This window comes from Agrobacterium sp. lyk4-40-TYG-31 (assembly GCF_030209855.1).
In the GTDB taxonomy this organism is placed as follows: domain Bacteria; phylum Pseudomonadota; class Alphaproteobacteria; order Rhizobiales; family Rhizobiaceae; genus Agrobacterium; species Agrobacterium vaccinii.
Genome location: NZ_JARVRE010000005.1, coordinates 45,592 through 68,397 on the forward strand (window position 1 = coordinate 45,592; position 22,806 = coordinate 68,397).

Below are 22,806 nucleotides of genomic sequence, written 5' to 3' on the forward strand. Positions count from 1 at the left end.
CATACCCGCGGGGTGCTCAAACACTTGTTCCCAAACGCGGTGTAAAACAGTTTGTTCCCTTGCCCGACTGATGATCAAAATGATTGGTGATTGAGGAGATCACACAGCCAAAATGTGAATTGATTGGGGCAACGACGTGACAGAAATGGGACGTTGCTAAAATGACACAAAAATTTATTAAGGATAATGACCGGTTAAGATAAGAATACTTCAATTTTACAGGTATTTAAATCAAATTACTTGGCATGAAACGTCAGGGCGTAATTCTGTATAAATGACAGTCGCTCTGGGCAAATCTTGCGCTTTCGCTTTATATCGGGTGTGGAAAACCAAGAAGGTAGGATGCAGGTCGGCTTTGAACGAGAATATACCCAAGACCGTACTGATTACCGGAGCCGCCCGCCGCATGGGGCGCGCTATCGCCGAATTCCTTGCGGCAGAAGGCTTTGCGATCGGCATTCATGCCCGCTCCTCGCTGGGTGAGGCGGAGGATTTCGCTAACACATTAAGGCAGAACGGCGGCAAAGCTGCCGTTATCCAGGCGGACCTGGAAGATTCGGCATCGACGGAAAAACTCATGGAGGTCGCGAATTCGGCGCTCGGCCCTATCGGAATTCTCGTCAACAATGCCTCCGTCTTCCGTCATGACAGTGCGGAGACCTTCGATAGCGCTGCTTTCGATGCCCATTTCGCCGTCCATGTCCGCGCGCCCTCGATTCTCGGCGCTGCGCTACTACGGCAACTGCCCGAGAATGCGTCCGGTCTGATCGTCAACATCATCGATCAGCGCGTATTGGCGCTGACGCCACGTTTCTATTCCTACACGCTGTCCAAATCCGCGATGTGGACAGCGACGAAAACCATGGCGCAGAGCTTTGCGCCGCGTGTTCGTGTGAATGCCATCGGCCCCGGTCCATCGTTTAAAAGTGAAAGACAGGAGCCTGAGGACTTTCAGGCGCAGATCGACGCCCTTATATTAAAGCGTGGGCCACGACCGGACGAATTCGGTCGAACCATCAGCTTTTTATATGACACCCCGTCGATCACCGGCCAGATGATCGCACTCGACGGGGGCCAGCACCTCGGCTGGGAAACCCCTGACGTCGCGGAGATACCTGAATGAACGGAAAGAAGCTGCCCGATGGCGGTATTCTCTTCGATGATAATGAAGAAGATGAAGACGACGTAGCCTCCCCTGTCACTGATGTGGTCGGGGAATACGCCGCCGCATCCATGGACTGGAATGCAGGCTGGAAAAACGAATCCGGCCTCAAGGGCATGGATCTCATCGGTGAGTTCGTCAAACATCTGCCCAACAGTCCCGGCGTTTACCGCATGTTCAACGATGCGGGCGATGTGCTGTATGTGGGCAAGGCGCGCTCGCTGAAGAAGCGCGTCAGCAATTATGCGCAGGGCCGGTTTCACTCCAACCGCATCGGTCAGATGGTGCGGGTGACCACGCATATGGAGTTCGTGACGACGCGCACGGAAATCGAAGCGCTGTTGCTGGAAGCCAATCTCATCAAGCGATTGCGTCCACGCTTCAACGTGCTTCTGCGCGACGACAAGTCCTTCCCCTACATTCTTATCACGGCGGATAATCGCGCACCTGCCATTTTCAAACATCGTGGCGCACGGGCACGCAAGGGCGACTATTTTGGCCCCTTCGCATCGGCTGGCGCCGTGGGCCGCACGATCAACTCGCTGCAGCGCGCATTCCTGATCCGCACATGCACCGACAGTGTCTTCGAATCGCGCACCCGCCCCTGTCTTCTGCACCAGATCAAGCGATGTTCTGGGCCTTGCACCCATGAGATCAGCGATGACGGCTATGCGGAACTGGTCAAAGAGGCAAAGGACTTCCTCTCCGGCAAAAGCCAGAGCGTGAAAGCCACCATCGCCTCGCAGATGAACGAGGCCTCCGAAGACCTCGATTTCGAACGGGCCGCCGTCTACCGTGACCGGCTGGCTGCGCTCTCGCACGTCCAGAGCCATCAGGGCATCAACCCGGCGAGCATCGATGAGGCGGATGTGTTTGCCATCCACCACGAAGGCGGCGTGTCCTGCATTCAAGTGTTCTTCTTCCGCACGGGCCAGAACTGGGGCAACCGCGCTTATTTCCCCAAGGCCGACCCATCACTGCCGGGCTCGGAAATCCTGAGTGCCTTTCTGGCGCAGTTTTACGATGACAAGCCTGTTCCAAAGCAGATTTTCCTGTCGGAGACTGTCGAGGAGCAGGAGCTTCTGGCCGCCGCGTTCAGCGAAAAGGCTAATCACAAGGTTACGATCTCGGTGCCGCAACGGGGCGAGAAAAAGGATGTTGTCGCCCATGTTCTCGGCAACGCACGTGAGGCGCATGGCCGCAAGCTGGCGGAAACATCGTCTCAGGCTCGGCTGCTGAAAGGCTTTGCCGAAACCTTTGCCCTTCCCTACGTGCCGCGCCGCATCGAGATTTACGATAACTCGCACATGATGGGCACGAATGCCGTGGGCGGCATGGTGGTTGCGGGGCCGGATGGTTTCACCAAGGCTCACTACCGCAAGTTCAACATCAAATCGACCGACATCACCCCCGGCGACGACTTCGGCATGATGCGCGAAGTCATGACACGGCGCTTTTCGCGGCTGCTGAAAGAAGAGGGACGACCGGACCGAACGCAGACTGTTGCGCCAGAGGATGCCGCTGACATCCCCTTCCCCGCATGGCCCGATGTCATTCTGATCGATGGTGGTCAGGGCCAGATGACGGCTGTGCGCACGATTCTCGAAGAGCTCGGCATCCGCGATTGCGTGACGGCCATTGGCGTTGCCAAGGGCGTGGACCGCGATGCGGGCCGCGAGCGGTTCTTTACCGATACGCGCAGCGATTTTTCACTGCCGCCACGGGATCCGGTTCTCTATTTCATCCAGCGCATGCGCGACGAAGCGCACCGTTTTGCCATCGGCTCGCACCGTGCTAGGCGCAAGAAGGAACTGGTCAAGAACCCGCTGGATGAAATCAGTGGCATCGGCCCCGGTCGTAAGCGCGCGCTGCTGCAACATTTCGGCACGGCAAAGGCTGTGTCGCGCGCAGCGCTGAGCGACCTGATGGCGGTGGGCGGTATTTCCGAGACGGTGGCGAGGCAGGTTTACAATCACTTCCATGAGAGTGGCCGAGAGTAAGGCCACGCTTTCGGGCCGCACCCGCAAAAAAACATAATAGGGTGTTGACGCTTGCTGCTTAGGGCTGCATCAACGTTCCATATCGACTGACAGGTTTCCCCCATGGCTTCGCGCACCTACAACATCCCCAATCTTCTGACCTATGGCCGCATTCTGGCCGTACCGGTCATCGTTTTGTGTTTCTTCGTGGAGGGGAAGCTCGAAAGTTCGGATTTTGCCCGGTGGACAGCGCTGTGGCTGTTCATCATCGCCTCGCTCACCGATTTTCTCGATGGATATCTTGCCCGCATCTGGAACCAGACATCCAATATCGGGCGCATGCTGGACCCCATTGCCGACAAACTGCTGATTGCATCCGTGCTGTTGCTGCTGGCTGCCGATGGTACCATTGCCGGCTGGTCGCTTTGGGCCGCCATCACCATTCTTTGCCGTGAAATTCTGGTCTCCGGCCTGCGCGAATATCTCGCCGCACTCAAGGTTTCTGTGCCGGTCACACAGATCGCCAAGTGGAAGACGACGATCCAAATGGTGTCCATCGCCTTTCTTCTGGCGGGCCCGGCTGGCGATCAGGTCCTGCCCTACACAACGGAAATCGGCATCACCCTTCTGTGGGTCGCTGCGGCGCTGACCATCTACACCGGCTACGATTACTTCAGGGCTGGCCTCAAACACATCGTGGATGCGGAATAATGGTCCATATCGTCTATTTCGCCTGGGTGCGGGAGCGGATCGGCAAGTCAGAAGAGGATTTGGAGCTTCCTGCTGATGTGACGACCGCCGGTGAATTGGTCCAGTACCTGACGACACGCGGCGACGAGTACGAGGCTGCCTTCGCATTTCCCGATGTCATCCGTGTCGCCGTCAATCAGGAACATATCGACCACGATGAGAGCATTGTCGGCGCTCGTGAAATCGGCATTTTCCCGCCAATGACTGGCGGCTGACGGCCATGACTGCTGCAATTACCCCCACAATCCGTGTGCAGCAGCAGGAGTTCGACGCCGCGCTGGAAGCAAAGCGTCTGACGGATGGCAACCTCGCGATCGGCGCCGTCGTCACCTTCACCGGCCTATGCCGCGATGATGGTGGCACACTATCCGCTCTGGAACTCGAACATTACCCCGGCATGGCGGAAGCCGAAATGCTGCGCATTGCCAATCTAGCAATCGAGCGCTTTGATCTCCTCGGCTTCACGGCCATCCATCGCTACGGCAAGATCGCGACGGGCGACACCATCGTTCTCGTCATCGCCGCGTCTACGCACCGGCAAGCGGCTTTCGACGGCGCGAACTTTGTGATGGATTACCTCAAGACCTCTGCCCCTTTCTGGAAGAAAGAGCACGGCAGGGATGGCACGGCCGGTGACTGGATATCCGCCAAGGATGCAGACAGTGCTGCCGAAGATAAGTGGCGCTAAGGCGCTTCCCGCTCGCTTCTGGTGATGACCAGCCACACAATTAACATCGACAGGACCGCTGTATCGCGCCATGTCACCGGGCCGTACGCTGCCCAGAATGTTTCGGCAAAGCCAATCGCGGCTGCTCCGGCTGCGCATTTCAGGGGACTACTGTAACCACCTGCCGCCGAAATCAGCACCACTTTCAGGCCGAAGGCCAGCCCGGCACCGAAATCCATATTGCCGTAATAAAATGTCGCCAGCACACCGCAGATGGAAGCGAAGAGCGCGGCGACGACATAGGCCCCTAGAAACACCCGTCCCGCATCGACGCCAAGCAGCGACGCGGCGAGGGCGTCCTCCGAGACAGCCTTCCATCGTCTTCCAACGTTCGATGTCTGCAATATCGTGTAGCCGACCGCCACCATCGCAACCATGGTTGTCGAATTGACAAGCTGCATCGGCGTGATGGTTACGCCGAAATCCGGGCTTCGCCAAACGTAAAGAGGCTCATTCAGAAAAGGCGGTAGCCATAGGGACCGCGTCCCCGCTGCCAGCCTCGCACTTTCCATCAGCGCAATCAGCGCGCCGATGGATGCCACGGTGACCGCGTTTGGAGACGCCTTCGACAATGGGCGCATCACTGCCCTGCCGATAAAGAGCCCAGCCCAGAGCCCGCCTGAAATACCTGCGACAGCCCCGAGTGCCAGCGTGGCGGGCAGGATCAGCCACAACTCATTCCAGCCGAAATCCGCAAACAGCAGACATGTGAGACCAGCGAACGCAAAGATGGCGCCATAGGTCACATCTGCGCGCTTGGTGATGGAGAAGGCGATGGCGTAACCGAAGGCGAGCGCGGCATAGAGCGCAGCCACCGGCAATCCGTTCAGCAACTGCTGCATGAAATACGCCATACCCCCGCCTTTCAAATTTATAACTGGTAAAATATGCTTTGTCGGTTATATTTACATCATGAATTTTGTCTGGACGCCACATCGTTTTGTCGGAGGTGCACTGGCGCTCGATGTCGCCAACAGCGTCATCCTGCGCTTCGACAACGAGAAATCCGTGGATCGCTTTGCTGTATCGGAACAGATGGACAGTTTTTGCGAGGCAGCGGCCCGGCTATCGGCAGAGCGGGACATATTCCCTGCCCTTGCCCCACCCTCTGCCACAAACCGAGTAAATCTGATCGAACTGCGCGAAGCGACCGACCGCTATTTCCGCCAGTTGATCGAAACGGGACAGGACGAAAACAACCTGCTGGCCGCCCTTCTGACCGCCTCTGCCAAGGCCCTCAAAAACGCGCCTTACAAACACAGCCTCGAAGCCGCAACCGCCCGCTCCGTGCTGAACCTCATGGCAGGGCCGGATCGCACGCGATTGCGGATTTGCGGCCATTGCGGGTGGCTGTTCATCGACCGCAGCAAGAACCGCAGCCGCATCTGGTGCGACATGGCGGTCTGCGGCAATCGCCAGAAAGCGGCCAAGCATTACAGGCGCAAGAAGGAAACGGCGTCATGAAGACGGTCGCCATTCTCCTCACTGCCACTCTCCTGCTCACAGCCTGCCAGCGTGAGGAGCAAAGAGAAATCGTCAGCGTGTCCGGTCGCATGTTCGTCTTCAATTATCGTGTGGCCACCGCGACTTATCTTGTAACGCTACAGCCGACTGCGCCTATCAGGGAAGGAAGCAGCATCGAAGCCAGCTTTGAAAATCCCCGTGGCGGTGGAGCATTCGCCGTGACGGAACGGCTGTTTCCCAAAAGTCCGAAAATCGTGCTGCAAAGCCCGCCAGTCGAATGCGTGAAAGAAGGCCGTTCCTATCAGGTGACGATCCGCCTGAAAGCGCCGGACGGACATGTGATGCAGACGATAAACACGAGCATTACGTCCGATACCGATCAATCGATGCTGCCCGCCAAGCCGCTAGTGGTGGGGCCGCTTTATACGCCCAACCCGGAGGTGTTTAAGGCGGATGGGAGTACGGATATGGCGCCGGTTTCTGGGTGTCCTGCTCGCTGAAATTGGTTGGCGTTTTGCCGTGTGGCTCACCCCCCTCTGGCCTGCCGGCCATCTCCCCCACAGGTGGGGAGATCGACTCGTGGCGGCCACTCGGCCATCTCCAACGTCGAGATGGAAGTAGGTGTTCGCGCCCAGCTGATCTCCCTCCTTGTGGGGGAGATGGCCGGCAGGCCAGAGGGGGGCAAGCCACACGGCAAAACGCCCACCAACGCACGCACAAAAAAACGGAGCCTCTCGGCCCCGTTTTCCAATTCGCATCATCACCTTAAAGCGCGTATCTCACAAAAAGATTCCGCCGCTTCAAAAACTGAATCAGCCGACGATTTCGGTTTCTGCGAACCAGTAGGCGATTTCCTGAGCTGCGGTTTCAGGGGCATCCGAACCGTGAACAGAGTTTTCGCCGATGGACAGCGCGAACTGCTTGCGGATCGTGCCTTCGTCTGCGTTGGCAGGGTTTGTTGCACCCATGATTTCGCGGTTCTTGAGGATTGCGTTTTCGCCTTCCAGAACCTGAACGATGGTCGGGCCGGATGTCATGCCTTCAACCAGTTCGCCGAAGAAAGGACGTTCCTTGTGAACAGCGTAGAAGCCTTCTGCTTCGCGCTTGCTCATCCAGACGCGCTTGGATGCGATGATGCGCAGGCCGTTGTCTTCAAATACCTTGGTGATCGCGCCGGTCAGGTTGCGCTTGGTCGCGTCAGGCTTGATCATCGAAAATGTGCGTTCAATCGCCATGTGTCTGTTCCTTGTCCTTGGAGAAAGTGGGCGGTGTTTACCCGCCCGAAGGCCCGAAAACAAGGGGGACTACCGGATTTGACATGTCCGGTGTCACATTTCACGCCGCTGTCACACTTCGTCCCCTTGCACCGTGCAGATCAAGGCACCGCTCGAACCAGTCGCGCACGGGGTCCTTGTCAGCGAACATGTCCACGCCGGAGATGATGCGGACCCATTGTAGTGCACCGAAAACGATGTAATCGGCAAACAGCGGGCTATCGCCACCAATGAACGGTTGGAAGGTCAGCATGCTACGGATCGGTTCCAGCTTTGCCGGAAACGCCGCAATCTCGGCGTCACGATTGGCAGTTACCTCCTCGAGCGTCCGGCCAAAACGCTTGGTGCGGCTTTCGCGGAAATAGACCCTGTCCTGCTCGTCCAATATGTCGTGAATATCCAAAACGGCAAATTTGGCGATGGCGGGATGAAGCTGGGTCTGCGACCAGCTTTCGACGAAACGGGCCAGAGCCTTGCCGCCCTCCCCATTGAAAAGTGATGGCGCGTCGGGATAGGCCTCGTCCAGATACAGTGCGATTTCAAAACTGTCTTTCACCAGTTGATCGCCATCTCGCAAGATCGGCACCGTTTTGGAATAGCCGTTTTCCACGCCGGGAATGGCGGTGAATGCGAGCGGACGCTCTTCAAAATTTAGCCCTTTGTGCGCCAACGATAAAACCGTCTTCCAGCAATGAGGCGAAAATGGCCGGGCGTCATCTGCTCCGCAAAGAGAATAGAGGGTTCTGGATGTCATGGCTGGTCCTTCCCGCATGTGAAACTGTTTTCATCAAATCAGCGGAAGTCACGATGATCAAATGATGAAATGTCATGGCACTCATCACGCCATCGAATGCAGCCGCTACTTGCAATTGTTGTCCGGCATTTATGGTATTTTAAAGTGTCTTGAACAATAGAATGCTGAAATCGTCAGACGTGCGGCGAGAGCGGCATATCGAGTGTATGGGGATGCGGGGGCATGACGACACCAACCAGCAGCAAAAGTCGGGATACGTCCAGAAGCGGCGTCATCGTCACCAAGGTTACGCAGTTCATTACGAAAATGAACCTTGCGCCGTTGCCACGAAACTATGAGCTTTTCTTCGAGGTTCTGGCCGGACACAACGCCGCCATGGGCCGCGATATCCTGGCGCTGGGAAATTCTCCGCAACAGCACGAAATCGACATGGTCGGCCAAAAGCACAATCTGCCGAGCTTTTCGCGCATGGCGGCGGCACATGCCGCAAGTGAAGCAGCCACCACAATCGAACAGATTTCTGTGCGCCTTTCTGCGGCACTGGACCGTTCCGAAGCCCTGCTGGCATCGGTTTCCGCGAAGTCCACCACGCCGTTGACGCAAGATTACCTCGTCCAGCTGCTGGAAGACATTCATCACGAACAGGCCAGCCTGCATAACTTCGTGCGCCACGGTCTGGAAAAAATCCGCGATCAGGAAAACAGCAGCCGCAAGCTTCAGGCAGCGTCGCTGAAGGACTCGCTGACCGCGCTTCCCAACCGCGCTGCGTTCCTGGCAAAGCTTGCCGAGCTGTTTCAAAGCGAACACAGCGCATCCGCCTGCCTAGTCCTCGTCAATATCGACCACTTCCGCGAGATCAACGAGAAGTACGGCACCATCGCTGGCAACAAGGCGCTGCGTCGTCTGGCCGCGCTGTTTCGCAAATCGATCAAGAAAGACGATTTCGCCGCCCGCATCGGCGGCAATGATTTCGCGTTTCTGTTTTCCGGCGTCTCGCAGGGCACCGCGCAAAGCATTGCCGAGCGCCTGCGCCACACCGTGGAAAACCTGCGTTTTGCTACCAAGGAAGGCGATGGCGAACATTTGACGGTCTCCATGGGCGTTGCCGCCTCGGAAAGCACCGTCAGCCCTGCCGAGTTCTATGGTCATGCCGAACTGGCGCTTCTGGCGGCCCGCAGCGGCGCACGCAATTGCGTCATTCCCTATTGCCGCGAAGTGGCCCAGCGTTCCCGCAACAGTTACTTGATGCAGATTGGCGGATAAAAGCGGTTGGAACTGTGGCTTTCGCGCTCTTGCGTTCGGCTGTGAGTTCGGCCAAAACGGCGCCATGATTACCATTTCAGACGTTTCTGCCCGTATTGCCGGGCGCCTCCTCCTCGATCATGCCACCGTGTCGCTCCCATCGGGCACGAAGGCCGGGCTCGTGGGGCGCAATGGCGCCGGCAAGTCCACCCTGTTCCGCATCATCACCGGCGATCTCGGTGCTGAAACGGGTGTGGTTTCCATCCCCAAGAATGCCCGCATGGGCCAGGTGGCGCAGGAAGCACCGGCAACGGAAGAAAGCCTCATCGACATCGTGCTGGCCGCCGACAAGGAACGTGCCGCGCTGATGCTCGAAGCCGAGACGGCGACCGATCCGGGCCGCATCGCCGATATCCAGATGCGCCTCGTCGATATCGATGCTCACTCCGCCGAAGCCCGCGCATCGAGCATTCTGGCCGGTCTGGGTTTCGATCAAGATGCCCAGCTTCGCCCGGCCTCGTCCTTCTCCGGCGGCTGGCGCATGCGCGTGGCGCTGGCGTCGGTGCTGTTTGCAGAGCCGGACCTGCTGCTGCTGGACGAACCGACCAACTATCTCGACCTTGAAGGTACCCTGTGGCTGGAAGATTACATCCGCCGCTATCCCTACACCGTCATCATCATCAGCCATGACCGCGATCTGCTCAACAACGCTGTCAATGCCATCGTGCATCTGGACCAGAAGAAGCTGACCTTCTATCGCGGCGGTTACGACCAGTTCGAGCGCCAGAAGGCCGAAGCTGACGAGTTGCAGACCAAGGCGAAGGTCAAGAACGATGCGGCCCGCAAACATCTGCAAAGCTTCATCGATCGCTTCAAGGCAAAGGCCTCCAAGGCCAAGCAGGCTCAGAGCCGCGTGAAAGCGCTGGAGCGCATGGGCACGGTGTCCTCCGTCATCGAAGACCACGTCCAGCCCATCACCTTCCCGGAACCGGAAAAGCAGCCCGCCTCGCCCATCGTCGCCATCAACAGCGGTTCGGTGGGTTACGAGCCGGGCAAGCCGATCCTCAAGGGTCTTAATCTGCGCATCGACAATGACGACCGCATCGCGCTCTTGGGCTCCAACGGCAACGGTAAATCCACCTTCGCCAAATTCATCTCCGGTCGCCTCGCGCCAGACAGCGGCGATCTGCGGCTGGCACCTTCGCTGAAAATCGGCTTCTTCGCCCAGCATCAGCTGGACGATCTCGTTCCCGAAGAAAACCCCGTCGAGCACGTGCGCAAGCTGATGCCGCAGGCACCGGAAGCCAAGGTCCGCGCCCGCGTGGCGCAGATGGGACTGGCAACGGAAAAGATGGCAACCCCGGCCAAGGACTTGTCGGGTGGCGAAAAAGCACGTCTGCTGATGGGTCTCGCCGCGTTCCACGCACCGAACCTGCTCATCCTCGACGAACCGACGAACCATCTGGACATCGACAGCCGCCGCGCACTCATCGAAGCGCTGAACGATTATAACGGCGCCGTCATCCTGATTTCGCATGATCGTCACCTCATCGAAGCAACCGTCGACCGCTTGTGGCTCGTCAACAATGGCACGGTGACGACCTTCGAAGGCGATATGGATGAGTATCGCGATCTCATTGTATCCTCGGGTAAAAAAAAAGACGAAAAAATTGAAGTCGTCGTAGACGGCGCTTCAAAAGCGGACCAACGCAAGGCCAACGCTGAAAAGCGCGCCTCGCTCGCCCCTCTTCGCAAAAAGATCAACGATATCGAATCCTTGACGGCAAAGCTTGAGAAGCTGATTCAGGCCCTTGATAAAGAGCTTGGAGACCCAGCCCTTTACGAGAAGGCTCCGGCCAAGGCCGCCCTGAAAGTCAAGGAACGCGGCGAAGCTGCCAGCAAACTGGCAGACGCAGAAGAACAGTGGCTGATGCTTTCCAGCGAGTATGAAGAGGCTATGGCGGGTTGAGACTATATCAGCTGGCCTGAAGCCTGCTGACATACATTTGCGGCAACCCTGTCTATGCCCTACCCCACGCGTACAAAGCTTTGCGTATACTGGCGAGTGATAAGCTCCTCGCAAACAGTAACCACGCGTTAACCATAATCAGCGAAATTCTCGGCAGTTCAATTCGTCCATTTTCCGAGAATCACAATGGTTTTTCGCCACCTCTTCGTCGCTGCATGTGTTGCCGCGTGCCTTTCCAGCTGTGCTGGCAAACCCCAGCCCGATGGCTCGCTCAAGACATCATTTGCGGCAACGATGCCAGCAGGCTCATCGCTCAAGGCACATGATCCCGTCGCACTCTCGCCAGCGGCATGGATGCGTCCGCGCAATCCGGGTGGCCTTGCCGGGCGTGATATCTACGTGTCATCGGTCAAGGACATTGCGCTTGCCAACAAGGAAGTGATCCTCAGTTTCGATGACGGCCCGGTGCCGGGCAAGACGGAAAGCATTCTGGCAACACTGGATGAATTCGGCGTCAAGGCGACGTTTTTGATGGTGGGCGAGATGGCACAGGCGCACCCGGCCATTGCCAAGAAGGTACTTGCCGAAGGGCACAGCATCGGCAGCCATACCTACAGTCACCCCAATCTTCGCAGCCTTTCGTTCGATCGTGCTTTGGCGGAAGTCTCGAAGGGCGCCATGGCGGTTGCCAAGGCCACGGATACCGACGCCTCGTTCTTCCGCTTCCCTTATCTGGCGGACAATGGGCGTTTGCGCCATATGGTATCGGACCGCGGCATGGTCATCATGGATGTGCAGATCGATTCGAAGGACTATTTCACCGATTCTCCGGCAGTTGTCGCCTCGCGAACCATGGCAGCGCTTCGCCATCGCGGCAGCGGTATCATTCTCATGCACGACATCCACAAACGCACCGCCACCATGTTGCCCGCTCTGCTGACGCAGTTGAAAGCCGAGGGCTACAAGGTGGTGCATCTGATTTACAAGAAACCGGCCCATAAGCCGCTGCTTGTCGCCTCGTTGGACTGACGAGGAGAAAAGCGGAGTCCCTTCGCGCTGGCCACGGTAGACGACAGAAGCCAAGGATCACTACTCTCCTCATTCCTGTGCTTGTCACAGGAATCCAGTCGTCGCGCGTCTGCGCGGCGGAGAGAAGTCTTTTCAGCCCAACGACTTGGGCTGGCTGGATTCCTGTGACAAGCACAGGAATGAGGGAGGATAATATCACCCCCCAGCATTTAGAATCCGTAGCATCGTACTGTAGCTGCCACCCTTGCCCACTCCGATGTTTCTGCTAGAACTCGATTAAGTAGTATTATTCGAGTGCAACATTCAGACGGGTTTTCTTACATGTCAGCTACCAAGCTCGCCATCGTCGGCGTCGGTAAAATCGTTCGCGATCAACACCTTCCAGCCATTGCCGCCAATCAGGATTTCGACCTGGTTGCCACGGCCAGCCGTCACGGCACTGTGGATGGCGTGCCGTCCTACGGCACCATCGAAGCTCTGCTCGAGGCAGTGCCGGACGTTCAGGCCGTCTCGTTGTGCATGCCGCCGCAGTATCGCTATACCGCAGCCTATGCCGCGCTGACCGCGGGCAAGCATGTTTTCCTCGAAAAGCCGCCCGGTGCCACGCTTTCCGAAGTGCAGGACCTGTCGCGTCTGGCAGCATCCAAGGGCGTTTCGCTGTTTGCCAGCTGGCATTCCCGCTATGCACCTGCCGTAGAAGCCGCCAAGTCTTTCCTCGCCTCGACAAAAATCAACAGCGTTCATGTCATCTGGAAAGAAGACGTGCGCCACTGGCATCCCAATCAGGACTGGATCTGGCAGGCGGGTGGTCTCGGCGTGTTCGATCCCGGCATCAATGCCCTGTCGATCATCACTCACATTCTGCCGCGAGCGCTGTTCATCACCAAGGCAACGCTGGAATTCCCTGAGAACCGCGATGCGCCGATTGCTGCCGACATCCGCTTTTCGGATGTCACGCAGTTGCAGGTCCATGCCGAATTCGATTGGCGCCAGACCGGCAAGCAGAGCTGGGACATCATTGCTGAAACCGATGCCGGACAGATGGTCCTGTCGGAAGGCGGCGCGAAGCTTTCTATCGATGGCGACCAGAAAATGGCCGAGCCGGAGCGCGAATATCCTGCCCTTTACGAACGCTTCGCCGAAATCATCAAGGCTGCAACATCCGACGTCGATCTGGCTCCGCTGACCCACGTGGCCGACGCCTTCCTTCTCGGTCGCCACAAGTTCGTCGATTCGTTCTTCGACTGATCGACGTCGCGACGTTAGATATTAGAGGGCGCGGCTGATGAAGCGGTTGCGCCCTTCTTTTTTGGCTTGATACAGCGCCTCATCGACGCGTTGCAACAGCGCCGCACGGTCCGCGCCGGCTTGCGGCGCGATGGCACCGCCGATGCTCAGATTGGCCACGACACCATGGCCATCGATATCGAAGGGTTCACGGAAGGCGTTCAAAAGACGCTCGGCGATTCTCTCCAGCGTTTCAGGCGCCTGCGGACGCGGCACGAAGATGGCGAATTCATCGCCTCCCATGCGCACCACCGTATCCTGCGTGCGAATACATGCGCGGATACGGTCTGCTGATTCCTGTAATACGCGGTCTCCAGCGGCATGGCCCAGCGTATCGTTGATAGCTTTGAAGCCATCCATATCCAGATAAAGTGCACCGAATGTGCCGTGATCGCGCAGTTCCGCACCCAATTGCGCGTCGATCAGTAGCTCCAACGCCTTGCGATTATAAAAGCCCGTCAACGGGTCGGTCATTGCGGCGTCGCGCAACTCTCTCTGGGCAAGGCTCATAGTAAAATTTGCGCGCTGCAATCTCAGCAGTGCACCAGCAAGCGTCGCGAACCGTTGAAGATTCGTCTGCTCCTCCGGGCCGAATTGACGCGGTTTGGTATCCGTCAGGCAGAAAGCTCCGACCGCCAATCCCGGCTCAAGCTCGATGGGCGTACCGGCATAGAAACGGATATTCGGGCTGGCAACCACATAGGGCATCGACTTCCATTTCGGATCGCCGAAAAGGTCGGGAATAACCACCGTTTCGTTCGTCATGACGACCACGTTGCAGGCGGAAATATCGCTGCTGCATTCACTGATCTGCTCACCGGACTGGTGCACGATGTGCATCCAGTGGTCGTCAATAATATGCACAGCCGCCCGCGAGGTGCCGAACATCTCTCTGGCAAGCCCCGATAGCGCGGCTAGCTCTTCTGCGGGAGCGTCGGCCAGCGGCAATATCTCGCGCACGGCCATCAGGCGGGCGGCTTCCTCTTTGGAAAATGGTGTCTCTTGCCCCATCAAACGTCCCTCACGCCCATGCGTACCCTGCCCTCATGCCTTCTTCTGCCAGCGGCCTTCCGGCGACTGCTGCCAGTAGGTCAGCGTGTGGCCTTCGCCCTTCAGCTTCTTCCACTGAGCGCGCGCGCCTTCCAGCTGGGCTGCATCATAACCGTCAAACATGAACACGATGCGCTCATAGGCGTCGAAAGCAGAAGGTTCGGCACCATCGACGATAAAGCGGACATTGGCTGCATTGGCGTTGTCGGCAGTCGCCGTCAACAGGACGGGCTGGTTGGCTGCTCTGTCAGACGCGTCGGTGGCGTGGGGCATGAAACTATCGTCACGAAACGTCCAGAGATGAACGTCGAGAGCATCCCGACGCGCCTCTCCAGCCGTCTGGACCGCGACCTTCCAGCCACGCTCCAGCGACTTTTCCAAAAGCGGTGGCAGGGCGTCTTCCAGTTTCGATTCCGTCAAATGGTAAAACAGTATGTCTGTCATCGAAACGCCCGTAGCCAGTTCCGCGTCAAGTTTCAATCCTCATAGTGCGCGCGAACCAGTTCATTCAGCAGCCGCACCCCGTAACCGGAGCCCCAGGACTGATTGATTTCCGTAAACGGCGACCCCATTGCGGTTCCTGCAATGTCCAGATGGGCCCACGGCGTATCGCCGACGAAGCGCTTCAGGAACTGCGCGGCGGTAACGGAACCGGCCAAACGACCGGAGCTGTTTTTCATATCCGCGAACTTCGAATCGATGATCTTGTCGTAGTCCTTGCCCAGCGGCATGCGCCACAAACGCTCCTGCGTCGTATCGCCGGCCTTAGTCAGTCGCTCTGCCAACTCATCATCATTGCAAAACAGGCCAGCCTGCAGATTTCCGAGTGCGACGGTGATCGCGCCGGTCAGAGTGGCCAGATTGACCATGAACTTAGGCTTGAAGCGGTCATTCGTGTACCACAGCGCGTCTGCCAGAACGAGGCGACCTTCCGCATCGGTATTGATGATCTCGATGGTCTGTCCCGACATGGAGGTGACGATATCGCCGGGGCGCTGCGCATTGCCGTCCGGCATGTTTTCCACAAGACCGATCACGCCGATAACATTGGCCTTCGCCTTGCGGGCAGCAAGCGTGTGCATAAGGCCAGTCACGGCGGCAGCGCCGCCCATGTCGCCCTTCATGTCCTCCATGCCTGCACCGGGTTTGAGGGAAATACCGCCCGTGTCGAAAACGACGCCCTTACCGACGAAGGCAATCGGCTCATCCTTCTTGGAGCCACCCTTCCACTGCATGATTGCGAGGCGTGGTGGACGAACTGAGCCCTGCGCAACGCCCAGCAGCGCGCCCATGCCCAGCTTCTTCATTTCCTTTTCGCCAAGGATTTCAACTTCCACGCCGAGTTTCTTCAACTCCTCGGCCTTGTCGGCAAACTCGACGGGTCCCAGAACATTCGGCGGCAGATTGACGAGGTCACGGGCCAGGATGACGCCTTGCGCCTCGGCTTCCGCAGTCTCGAATGCAGTCTTTGCCTCGACGTGAGCGGCGGTGACGATCGTCACATCCACGCTCTTGGGCGTTTTGTCGTCGTCGGATTTCTTTTTCGTCTTGTAGGTATCGAAGCTATAGGCCCGCAGCAGAAGACCGAGGGCGAAATCGGCAGCAGCCTTGCCATCGACTTCGATCCCTAAGGCGTCGAGATAGACGACGACTTTCTCGGCCTTCTTGAACTGGGCAGCGGCTGCCCCACCTGCGCGCAGCCAGTCATGCGCCGTCAGTTTGGCAGGTTTGCCGAGGCCGACCACCACGATCCGGTCAGCGTCAGAACCTTGTGGTGCCAACACGTCCAGAACGCTCATCGATTTTGCGGCAAAACCGGCCACTTTGGTTGCCTTGGCAAGAACACCGGATGGGTCGACCTGCGCCTGCCCTGCGGGGCCGCCATCACCGGTAACCTGCAACAGAATTGCGGTGGCATCTTCAAGATTGGCGGAATTGGCAAAAGAGATATCGAATTTGGCGGACATGTTCTCGCTCATCACTTTATTTCAGGATGCGGCGGATCATGGCTTTTTCCCGGCCCGGCGCAACCCTGCAATCCGCTTCCGCCATGTCAATTTTGTGAATCGGCCCGCGATCCCGATCAGAAATCACCTTCAACAAAAAGACACAGAGGTAAGAAAAATGACCGCACAAAACAGAATTGTGCGTGGTGCGGAATAGCCATTCGCGTTTGTTGCGGCTAGATAGGAGCCGTTCCCGCGGGGGGAACAGGCATGAAGACACCACATCAGGGACCGAATGACGCTTCTTGAACGATACATATTGCGACGTGCGACGCAGATGTTTCTGGTCGCGCTGCTGCCTGTTCTGGCGATTATCTGGACGATTCAGGTTCTTCAGAGAATCAACCTCGTCACCGATACGGGCCAGTCCATGGGGTCGTTCGTGACCCTTGCGACGATGCTTTTACCCACCCTCATCCCCGTCGTTCTGCCGTTTGCGCTGGTGATTGCCATCACCCAGACACTCACGGCCATGAATACGGATTCGGAACTGGCGATCATCGATGCATCTGGCGCGCCGCGCTCCATCATCTTCAAGCCTATCCTCATTCTCGGCACGGTTCTGAGCCTCGTCTCCTTCGGAATCACCAATTTTGCCGAGCCCCCTGCCCGCACCGCTGCGCGGCAGATGGTAGCCGCTGCCTATGCCGACCTTCTCTCGTCGGTGATCGAGGAAAAGACGTTCCGCACCATTCAGGATGGTCTCTACGTTCAGATCGGTCAACGACAGGGTCGCATTCTGCGTGGCCTGTTCGTGGCAGATCGGCGCGACCCGAATTACGACCTTATCTATTATGCCAAGGAAGGCATGATCGATGAAGGCGGCACATCTCTCACCATGCGCGATGGCGAAGTTCAGCAGAAGACGCCGGATGGCAAAGTGTCCGTGGTGAAATTCCTGTCCTACGCCTTCGACCTTTCGACGATGTCGGAGAAGTCCGATAACGAGACATCCATTTCATCCAGCGACGCGAGCCTGTCATTCCTCCTGTCGCCTGATCCGACTGTGGACAGTTACAAGAAATCTCCCGGCGGTTTTCGCTCGGAGCTTCACCGCCGTTTGTCGGACTGGATGTTCCCCTTCGTTTTTGCGCTGATTTCGCTGGTTGTCGCTGCCGATGCACGGTCTCATCGTGAGGCGCGGCTGCATCCGATGGTCGCGGCCCTTATCACCGCTTTCATGCTGCGCTGGCTCGGCTTCTACTTCACCAATCAGGTCAAGCAGAGCGCGGCTTTCATACCCTTCGTCTATGCGGTGCCGTTCGTCAGCGGCGGTATCGCCACGTTCCTGCTGCTCTCTGGCAAGAAGCTGTTGATGCCGCGCGCATTCGGTAATGCCTTGCAGACCATCCAGAAGCGCTTCTCGTCTTCCAAGGCGCCCGGCGCTGGAGGGCAAAGCGCATGATGTTCGGCACCCTCGCCCGCTATTTCCTTAAGCGTTATGCCATGACAACCTTCTGGTTTCTGCTTGGTATTTCCGCAATCATTTTCCTCGCCGATTTCAGTGAGACAGCCCGACGCATGTCTGGCCTGCCCGGATATTCGGTTCCAGCAGCACTTGGCCTGACGGCACTTCGTCTTCCGCTCATTTTGCAGCAGACGGTGCCGTTCATCGCCCTGTTCGTTGGTATGACGACGCTGATTTCGCTCAACCGTCGCTATGAGCTGGTTGTGACGCGCGCTGCGGGCATTTCCGCCTGGCAATTCATCCTGCCCTTTATCGGCGGAGCGATCCTTCTCGGCATTCTGGCCGTGACGGTGCTCAATCCTATCGCTGCCTGGGGCGAGAGCAAGTCACTCGCGGTCGAATCGGGCTGGCGCAATGAAGGTGGATCGACACGCCAGCAGCAGGTCCTCCCCTGGTTGCGCCAGAGCAGCGGCGGGCAAGACACGATCATCGGTGCCAAGAGTTTCGAAGACAACGGAACGCTGCTGAAAGACGTCGTCCTGATTCACCTCGACAAGGCCGGTAACATCCTTCTCAGACAGGATGCGAAGTCGGCTAAGTTGGAAGATGGTTACTGGCTTCTTAACGACGTGGCGGAGATCCGTCCCGGTCATGTACCAAGCCGGGAATCGACCGCACGAATCAGTACCAATCTGAGACGTGAGTTCGTGCAGGAGCGCCTGACACAACCCGAAACCGTTGCTTTCTTTGAGCTTTCTCACAAAATCGAGGTCGCTCAGTCCTTCGGTATCTCATCCAAGGCGCTTGAGACGCAGTACCACTTCCTGTTGTCCATGCCTTTTCTTCTCGTGGCGATGACCTTGATCGCCGCGACTGTTTCATTAAAGTTCAGCCGTTTTGCACAGTCTCGTTCAGTGATTCTGGGTGGAATCGTTTCCGGCTTCGTGCTTTATGTAGTAACCGTGCTCGTAAGGGCATTCGGGAGTAGCGGGGTTGTCCCTCCCTTCGTCGCGGTCTGGGTTCCAGTTGTCGTGGCATTGGCGTTGGGTGCAACCATTCTGCTTCATCAGGAGGACGGCTAGTGGCGGTATTTGACCGCGGGAATATCAGACGGCTGGCAACAGCTCTTCTGACTGGGGCTTCTGTGTGCGCATATGTAGCGACCGCTTCCAGCGTTTTTGCTGAAGACGGCGTTATCGTGGGCGATCCACAAGACCAATCAAAACTCCTGCTTACAGCAAATGAACTGACCTATAATAAGGATTCGCAGCGCGTGGTTGCGACCGGGGGCGTGCGCATGCACTACACCGGCTACCGCATGGTCGCCCAGCGCGTGGAATACAATCAGTCCACCGGTCGCGTTCTTGCGCGCGGCAACATCGAACTGATCGAGCCCGGCGGCAATCGCATCTACGCGGATGAGCTGGATGTCACCGACGATTTCGGACAAGGCTTCGTCAACACGCTTCGTGTGGAAACCACCGACAACACCCGTATCGCCGGTGAGAGTGCCGAGCGCCTGTCACAGGACGTCATGGTCCTCAACAACGGCGTCTACACAGCGTGTCTTCCCTGCGCAGAACGCCCGGACAAACCACCTCTGTGGCAGGTCAAGGCAGAGCGCGTCATTCAGGATGGCAAGACCCACACGGTTCGGCTGGAAAAAGCCCGCTTCGAGCTGTTCGGCAAGTCCATCGCCTATCTTCCGTTCATCACGGTTCCAGACAATACCGTGAAACGTAAGTCCGGCTTCCTGTTTCCGCGCATGAGCGTCACGGACAATCTCGGCTTCGGCATCGGCGTGCCTTACTACCAGATCCTGTCCGATACCGCCGACATGACTGTAACGCCGACCTATTACACGTCGCAGGGTTTGTTGCTGGAAGGCGAGTTGCGTCAACGGTTTGAGATGGGCACGCATACATTTCGTGCGGCCGGCATCAATCAGCAGAATCCACAGGATTTCGATCCGAATACCAGCGACTCCTTGAATGACACGCGTGCGATGGTCGCCTCCAAGGGCGAGTTCAACATCAACCCGCGCTGGGCGTTCGGTTGGGATGCTATGGTGCAGACCGACAACAACTTCTCGCGCACCTACGAAATCAAGGGCTACAAAAACTCTGTCCAGACCAACAGACTCTATCTCAATGGTCTCGGCGAACGTAACAATTTCGATCTGAATGCCTATTACTTCAATGTTCAGGATACCGACGATTCGGAAGCCAAGGAACGTCAGCAGGCCATCGTTCACCCAGCGCTCGACTATCGGTATTTCCTTCCAGATCCCGTTTACGGCGGCGAACTCTCGCTGACCACAAACTTCACCAGCCTGACCCGACAAAGCCAGGACGCCTATGATCTGGGATCATCCGTTCGCTATAACGGTCTCGAAGGCTCCTACACACGTCTGACGACGGAAGCGGAATGGAAGCGGACCTACACGTTCGACAGCGGCTTGCTGCTGACCCCTCTTCTGGCCGCACGCGGAGACGCGATCTGGTCTGATATGTCGGCCAACAGCTTTACGTCTGCCGGAACGTCCTATGTTTACGACGGCATGATCGACAATGACGCGACGTTGCGCGGCATGGCGACATTCGGTCTTGAAGCCCGATATCCGGTGCTCTTCACCGCGCTTCACAGCAATCACGTCATCGAGCCCATCGCCCAGATTTTCGTTCGTCCCAACGAATCCTACGCCGGAGAGCTTCCAAACGAAGACTCCCAGGCTTTCGTGTTCGATGCTACGAACCTGTTTGAACGCGACAAATTCTCGGGCTTCGACCGCATCGAAGGCGGCACGCGCGCCAATCTCGGTGTCCGATACAACGGTACGTTTGACAATGGTTATGGTATTCGTGCCGTCGCTGGTCAGTCGTTCCATCTTGCAGGCGTCAACTCCTTTGCGTCCAACGACCTCGTGAATGTTGGTGCAAATTCTGGCCTCGAAACAGATCGTTCCGATTATGTCGCCATGGCTGCCATTGATGCGCCTATCGGCCTTTCCTTTTCGTCAAGCTTCCGCTTCGACAAGGACAGCTTCGAGGTCAATCGTTCCGAAACGGCTGTTGCCTACACAAGCAATCGTCTTTCGGGCAAGGTCAGCTATACCCAGGTCGAAGCGCAGCCTGATTACGGCTATGACAGAAAGCGCGACATCGTCCAGACGTCCGGCAAGTTGCGCCTAGACGATAACTGGTCACTGTTCGGCGCGATCAACTACGATCTGAACAACAAATTCTCCAGCGAACGTCGTGTCGGCATTCTCTATCAGGATGAGTGCACGATCTTCACCGTCAGCTATTCCGACGAAGGCAGCATCAACGCGGTTCGTGAATCGGCAAATGACTGGTCGATCAATGCCCGTCTCGCCTTCAGAACGCTCGGTGATATCAGCGTTGGTTCTGCTGGAACGGATTGGGATGATGCCGAAATCGGTTGGAAGCCGAACAACTTCTAATTTTTTTGACGGCGGAGTGAAAACTCCGCCGTTATTATTTATTCGATGTGATCGGCAGTGCTATGGTGCGCCACCGTTTCGCCGCAAGATAACTGCACTGTTCTCCGCGCACATGATTGCCGTTTTGCCAGATCCGGTGATATATACGGTCGCGCTCAGATTTAATCTGTAGCAAAATGAAACCTGTTGGTTGACGAACGGCTCTCGCCGCTCCATCCGATCAGGGCCTTTATCAAAAACTAAGCCATGGCGATCTTACCAAGGCTTCGACAGGGAGAGAACAGGATGAAACTCGGAAAGACGGCGTTGCGCAGTGTAGCATTCGCCTTTGCGATTTTCGCAGTTCCCGTGGTCATTGCGCTTCCAACGCATCAGGCCTTCGCAGCAAGCGCCGTCAAAGTCGTTGTCAACAAGACGCCGATCACGAGCGATGATCTTGCGCGCCGCGTCGCGTTTTTGAAACTGCAGCGACAGTCCGGCAACCTTGCCGAAAAGGCCCGCGAGCAGCTCATCGATGAAGCTTTGAAGCGCGAGGAGATTGCGCGCGTCAAAATGTCGGTCAGCACGACCGATGTCGATGCCTCCTTCGCCCGTTTTGCGGCAACCAATAAGATGACGACGGATCAATTGACCAAAGTCCTGTCGCAGGCTGGCGTCGGAGCTGATCACTTCAAATCTTTTATCGCAGTGCAGATGAGCTGGCCACGTCTCGTCAATGCCCGCTATGGCGGTCGCAACAAGATGTCCACGCAGGATTTCGTCACACGGCTGAAAGAGCGCGGACAGAAGCCCGTTACCACAGAGTACTTCCTCCAGCAGATCATCTTCGTAATCCCCGAATCCAAGCGGAATGCGATTACGGGCAAGCGCAAGTCCGAAGCCGAGGCTTCCCGCAAGCGTTATCCCGGCTGCGAACAGGCGAGAACCTTCGCAGCAACAATGCTCGATGTTTCGATCAAGGATCTCGGACGGACGCTTGAACCGGAATTGCCACCGGACTGGAAGCCCCTGGTTGAAAAGACATCAGAGGGCGGCACGACTGGGACACGTGTCACGGAAAAGGGCGTTGAATATTTGGCTGTCTGCAAAAAGCAGCAGGTGTCAGATGATTATGCCGCCGAAATCGTCTTCCGCGCAGAAGACTTGACGAAAGCCGAAAAGGGTGAAAATCCCAACGAAAAGAAATACATCGAAGAGCTGCGGAAGAAAGCCCAGATCACCAGCACCTGACGTGAAAGCGTA

General features: G+C 57.2%; 22 protein-coding genes. 16 read left to right on the forward strand and 6 right to left on the reverse strand.

Annotated elements, in window-relative coordinates:
* The first annotated feature begins 355 nt into the window (after nt 1–355).
* The 5 genes from QRN55_RS10495 to QRN55_RS10515 all read left to right on the forward strand — a co-directional run bounded on the left by QRN55_RS10495 (nt 356) and on the right by QRN55_RS10515 (nt 4,579).
* A complete protein-coding gene (locus QRN55_RS10495; protein ID WP_284776663.1) occupies nt 356–1,123 on the forward strand; it encodes an SDR family oxidoreductase in 768 nt (255 codons plus the stop codon).
* Nucleotides 1,120–3,162 (forward strand): excinuclease ABC subunit UvrC, encoded by a 2,043-nt coding sequence (gene uvrC, locus QRN55_RS10500; RefSeq protein ID WP_284776664.1) that lies wholly within the window; start codon nt 1,120–1,122, stop codon nt 3,160–3,162. The genes QRN55_RS10495 and uvrC overlap by 4 nt, the downstream gene beginning before the upstream one ends.
* Before the next feature lie 102 nt (nt 3,163–3,264).
* Nucleotides 3,265–3,852, forward strand: a complete 588-nt coding sequence (gene pgsA / locus QRN55_RS10505; protein WP_233136284.1) for a CDP-diacylglycerol--glycerol-3-phosphate 3-phosphatidyltransferase — start codon at nt 3,265–3,267, stop codon at nt 3,850–3,852.
* Nucleotides 3,852–4,106: a molybdopterin converting factor subunit 1 gene (gene moaD, locus QRN55_RS10510; RefSeq protein ID WP_284776665.1), complete on the forward strand. Its 255-nt coding sequence runs from the start codon at nt 3,852–3,854 to the stop codon at nt 4,104–4,106. Before pgsA ends, moaD begins: the two co-directional genes overlap by 1 nt.
* A 5-nt stretch (nt 4,107–4,111) precedes the next feature.
* Nucleotides 4,112–4,579, forward strand: a complete 468-nt coding sequence (locus tag QRN55_RS10515) for a molybdenum cofactor biosynthesis protein MoaE (RefSeq protein WP_284776666.1) — start codon at nt 4,112–4,114, stop codon at nt 4,577–4,579.
* Here the strand turns inward: QRN55_RS10515 and QRN55_RS10520 are convergent.
* The gene (locus tag QRN55_RS10520) at nt 4,576–5,472 is read right to left on the reverse strand and encodes a branched-chain amino acid ABC transporter permease (protein WP_284776667.1); all 897 of its coding nucleotides are present in this window, start codon (nt 5,470–5,472) and stop codon (nt 4,576–4,578) included. The genes QRN55_RS10515 and QRN55_RS10520 overlap by 4 nt on opposite strands.
* 58 nt (nt 5,473–5,530) lie before the next feature.
* Here QRN55_RS10520 and QRN55_RS10525 point away from each other — a divergent pair, with 58 nt between their 5' ends.
* Nucleotides 5,531–6,082 carry a CGNR zinc finger domain-containing protein gene (locus QRN55_RS10525; protein WP_284776668.1) on the forward strand — a complete coding sequence of 184 codons (552 nt, stop codon included), beginning with the start codon at nt 5,531–5,533 and terminating at the stop codon, nt 6,080–6,082.
* Nucleotides 6,079–6,582 carry a hypothetical protein gene (locus tag QRN55_RS10530; RefSeq protein WP_284776669.1) on the forward strand — a complete coding sequence of 168 codons (504 nt, stop codon included), beginning with the start codon at nt 6,079–6,081 and terminating at the stop codon, nt 6,580–6,582. The genes QRN55_RS10525 and QRN55_RS10530 overlap by 4 nt, the downstream gene beginning before the upstream one ends.
* A gap of 312 nt (nt 6,583–6,894) precedes the next feature.
* Here QRN55_RS10530 and ndk read toward each other — a convergent pair whose 3' ends face one another.
* Together ndk and QRN55_RS10540 are read right to left on the reverse strand one after the other, a co-directional pair.
* Complete coding sequence (gene ndk, locus QRN55_RS10535; RefSeq protein WP_042618581.1) at nt 6,895–7,317, reverse strand: nucleoside-diphosphate kinase; 423 nt, start codon at nt 7,315–7,317, stop codon at nt 6,895–6,897.
* 100 nt (nt 7,318–7,417) lie between these two features.
* Nucleotides 7,418–8,110 carry a glutathione S-transferase family protein gene (locus QRN55_RS10540; protein ID WP_284776670.1) on the reverse strand — a complete coding sequence of 231 codons (693 nt, stop codon included), beginning with the start codon at nt 8,108–8,110 and terminating at the stop codon, nt 7,418–7,420.
* A 222-nt stretch (nt 8,111–8,332) separates the two neighbouring features.
* Here QRN55_RS10540 and QRN55_RS10545 point away from each other — a divergent pair, with 222 nt between their 5' ends.
* The 4 genes from QRN55_RS10545 to QRN55_RS10560 all read left to right on the forward strand — a co-directional run bounded on the left by QRN55_RS10545 (nt 8,333) and on the right by QRN55_RS10560 (nt 13,598).
* A complete protein-coding gene (locus QRN55_RS10545; protein WP_284776671.1) occupies nt 8,333–9,373 on the forward strand; it encodes a GGDEF domain-containing protein in 1,041 nt (346 codons plus the stop codon).
* Nucleotides 9,374–9,437: 64 nt separating this feature from the next.
* Nucleotides 9,438–11,321 carry an ABC-F family ATP-binding cassette domain-containing protein gene (locus QRN55_RS10550; RefSeq protein ID WP_284776672.1) on the forward strand — a complete coding sequence of 628 codons (1,884 nt, stop codon included), beginning with the start codon at nt 9,438–9,440 and terminating at the stop codon, nt 11,319–11,321.
* A 186-nt stretch (nt 11,322–11,507) separates the two neighbouring features.
* Nucleotides 11,508–12,350, forward strand: a complete 843-nt coding sequence (locus QRN55_RS10555) for a polysaccharide deacetylase family protein (RefSeq protein ID WP_284776673.1) — start codon at nt 11,508–11,510, stop codon at nt 12,348–12,350.
* Between the two features lie 321 nt (nt 12,351–12,671).
* Nucleotides 12,672–13,598 (forward strand): Gfo/Idh/MocA family protein, encoded by a 927-nt coding sequence (locus QRN55_RS10560; protein WP_284776674.1) that lies wholly within the window; start codon nt 12,672–12,674, stop codon nt 13,596–13,598.
* A 21-nt stretch (nt 13,599–13,619) separates the two neighbouring features.
* Here QRN55_RS10560 and QRN55_RS10565 read toward each other — a convergent pair whose 3' ends face one another.
* Genes QRN55_RS10565 through QRN55_RS10575 form a run of 3 tightly spaced genes read right to left on the reverse strand, consistent with a single transcriptional unit; the run spans nt 13,620 to nt 16,654 of the window.
* Nucleotides 13,620–14,648, reverse strand: a complete 1,029-nt coding sequence (locus tag QRN55_RS10565) for a sensor domain-containing diguanylate cyclase (protein WP_284776675.1) — start codon at nt 14,646–14,648, stop codon at nt 13,620–13,622.
* Nucleotides 14,649–14,681: 33 nt separating this feature from the next.
* Nucleotides 14,682–15,131, reverse strand: coding sequence for a DNA polymerase III subunit chi (locus QRN55_RS10570; RefSeq protein ID WP_284776676.1), 450 nt, complete (start codon nt 15,129–15,131; stop codon nt 14,682–14,684).
* Between the two features lie 32 nt (nt 15,132–15,163).
* A complete protein-coding gene (locus QRN55_RS10575) occupies nt 15,164–16,654 on the reverse strand; it encodes a leucyl aminopeptidase (RefSeq protein WP_284776677.1) in 1,491 nt (496 codons plus the stop codon).
* Between QRN55_RS10575 and QRN55_RS10580 the strand changes: the two genes are divergently transcribed.
* The 5 genes from QRN55_RS10580 (at nt 16,644) to QRN55_RS10600 (ending at nt 22,794) form a co-directional block, all read left to right on the forward strand.
* A complete protein-coding gene (locus tag QRN55_RS10580) occupies nt 16,644–16,850 on the forward strand; it encodes a hypothetical protein (RefSeq protein ID WP_284776678.1) in 207 nt (68 codons plus the stop codon). The genes QRN55_RS10575 and QRN55_RS10580 overlap by 11 nt on opposite strands.
* Nucleotides 16,851–16,928: 78 nt before the next feature.
* Nucleotides 16,929–18,098, forward strand: a complete 1,170-nt coding sequence (lptF, locus tag QRN55_RS10585; protein WP_112499185.1) for an LPS export ABC transporter permease LptF — start codon at nt 16,929–16,931, stop codon at nt 18,096–18,098.
* Complete coding sequence (lptG, locus tag QRN55_RS10590; RefSeq protein ID WP_112499184.1) at nt 18,095–19,183, forward strand: LPS export ABC transporter permease LptG; 1,089 nt, start codon at nt 18,095–18,097, stop codon at nt 19,181–19,183. The genes lptF and lptG overlap by 4 nt, the downstream gene beginning before the upstream one ends.
* Nucleotides 19,183–21,564, forward strand: coding sequence for an LPS-assembly protein LptD (locus QRN55_RS10595; RefSeq protein WP_111839707.1), 2,382 nt, complete (start codon nt 19,183–19,185; stop codon nt 21,562–21,564). Before lptG ends, QRN55_RS10595 begins: the two co-directional genes overlap by 1 nt.
* A gap of 285 nt (nt 21,565–21,849) precedes the next feature.
* Nucleotides 21,850–22,794 carry a SurA N-terminal domain-containing protein gene (locus QRN55_RS10600; RefSeq protein WP_111839708.1) on the forward strand — a complete coding sequence of 315 codons (945 nt, stop codon included), beginning with the start codon at nt 21,850–21,852 and terminating at the stop codon, nt 22,792–22,794.
* Nucleotides 22,795–22,806 lie beyond the last annotated feature (12 nt).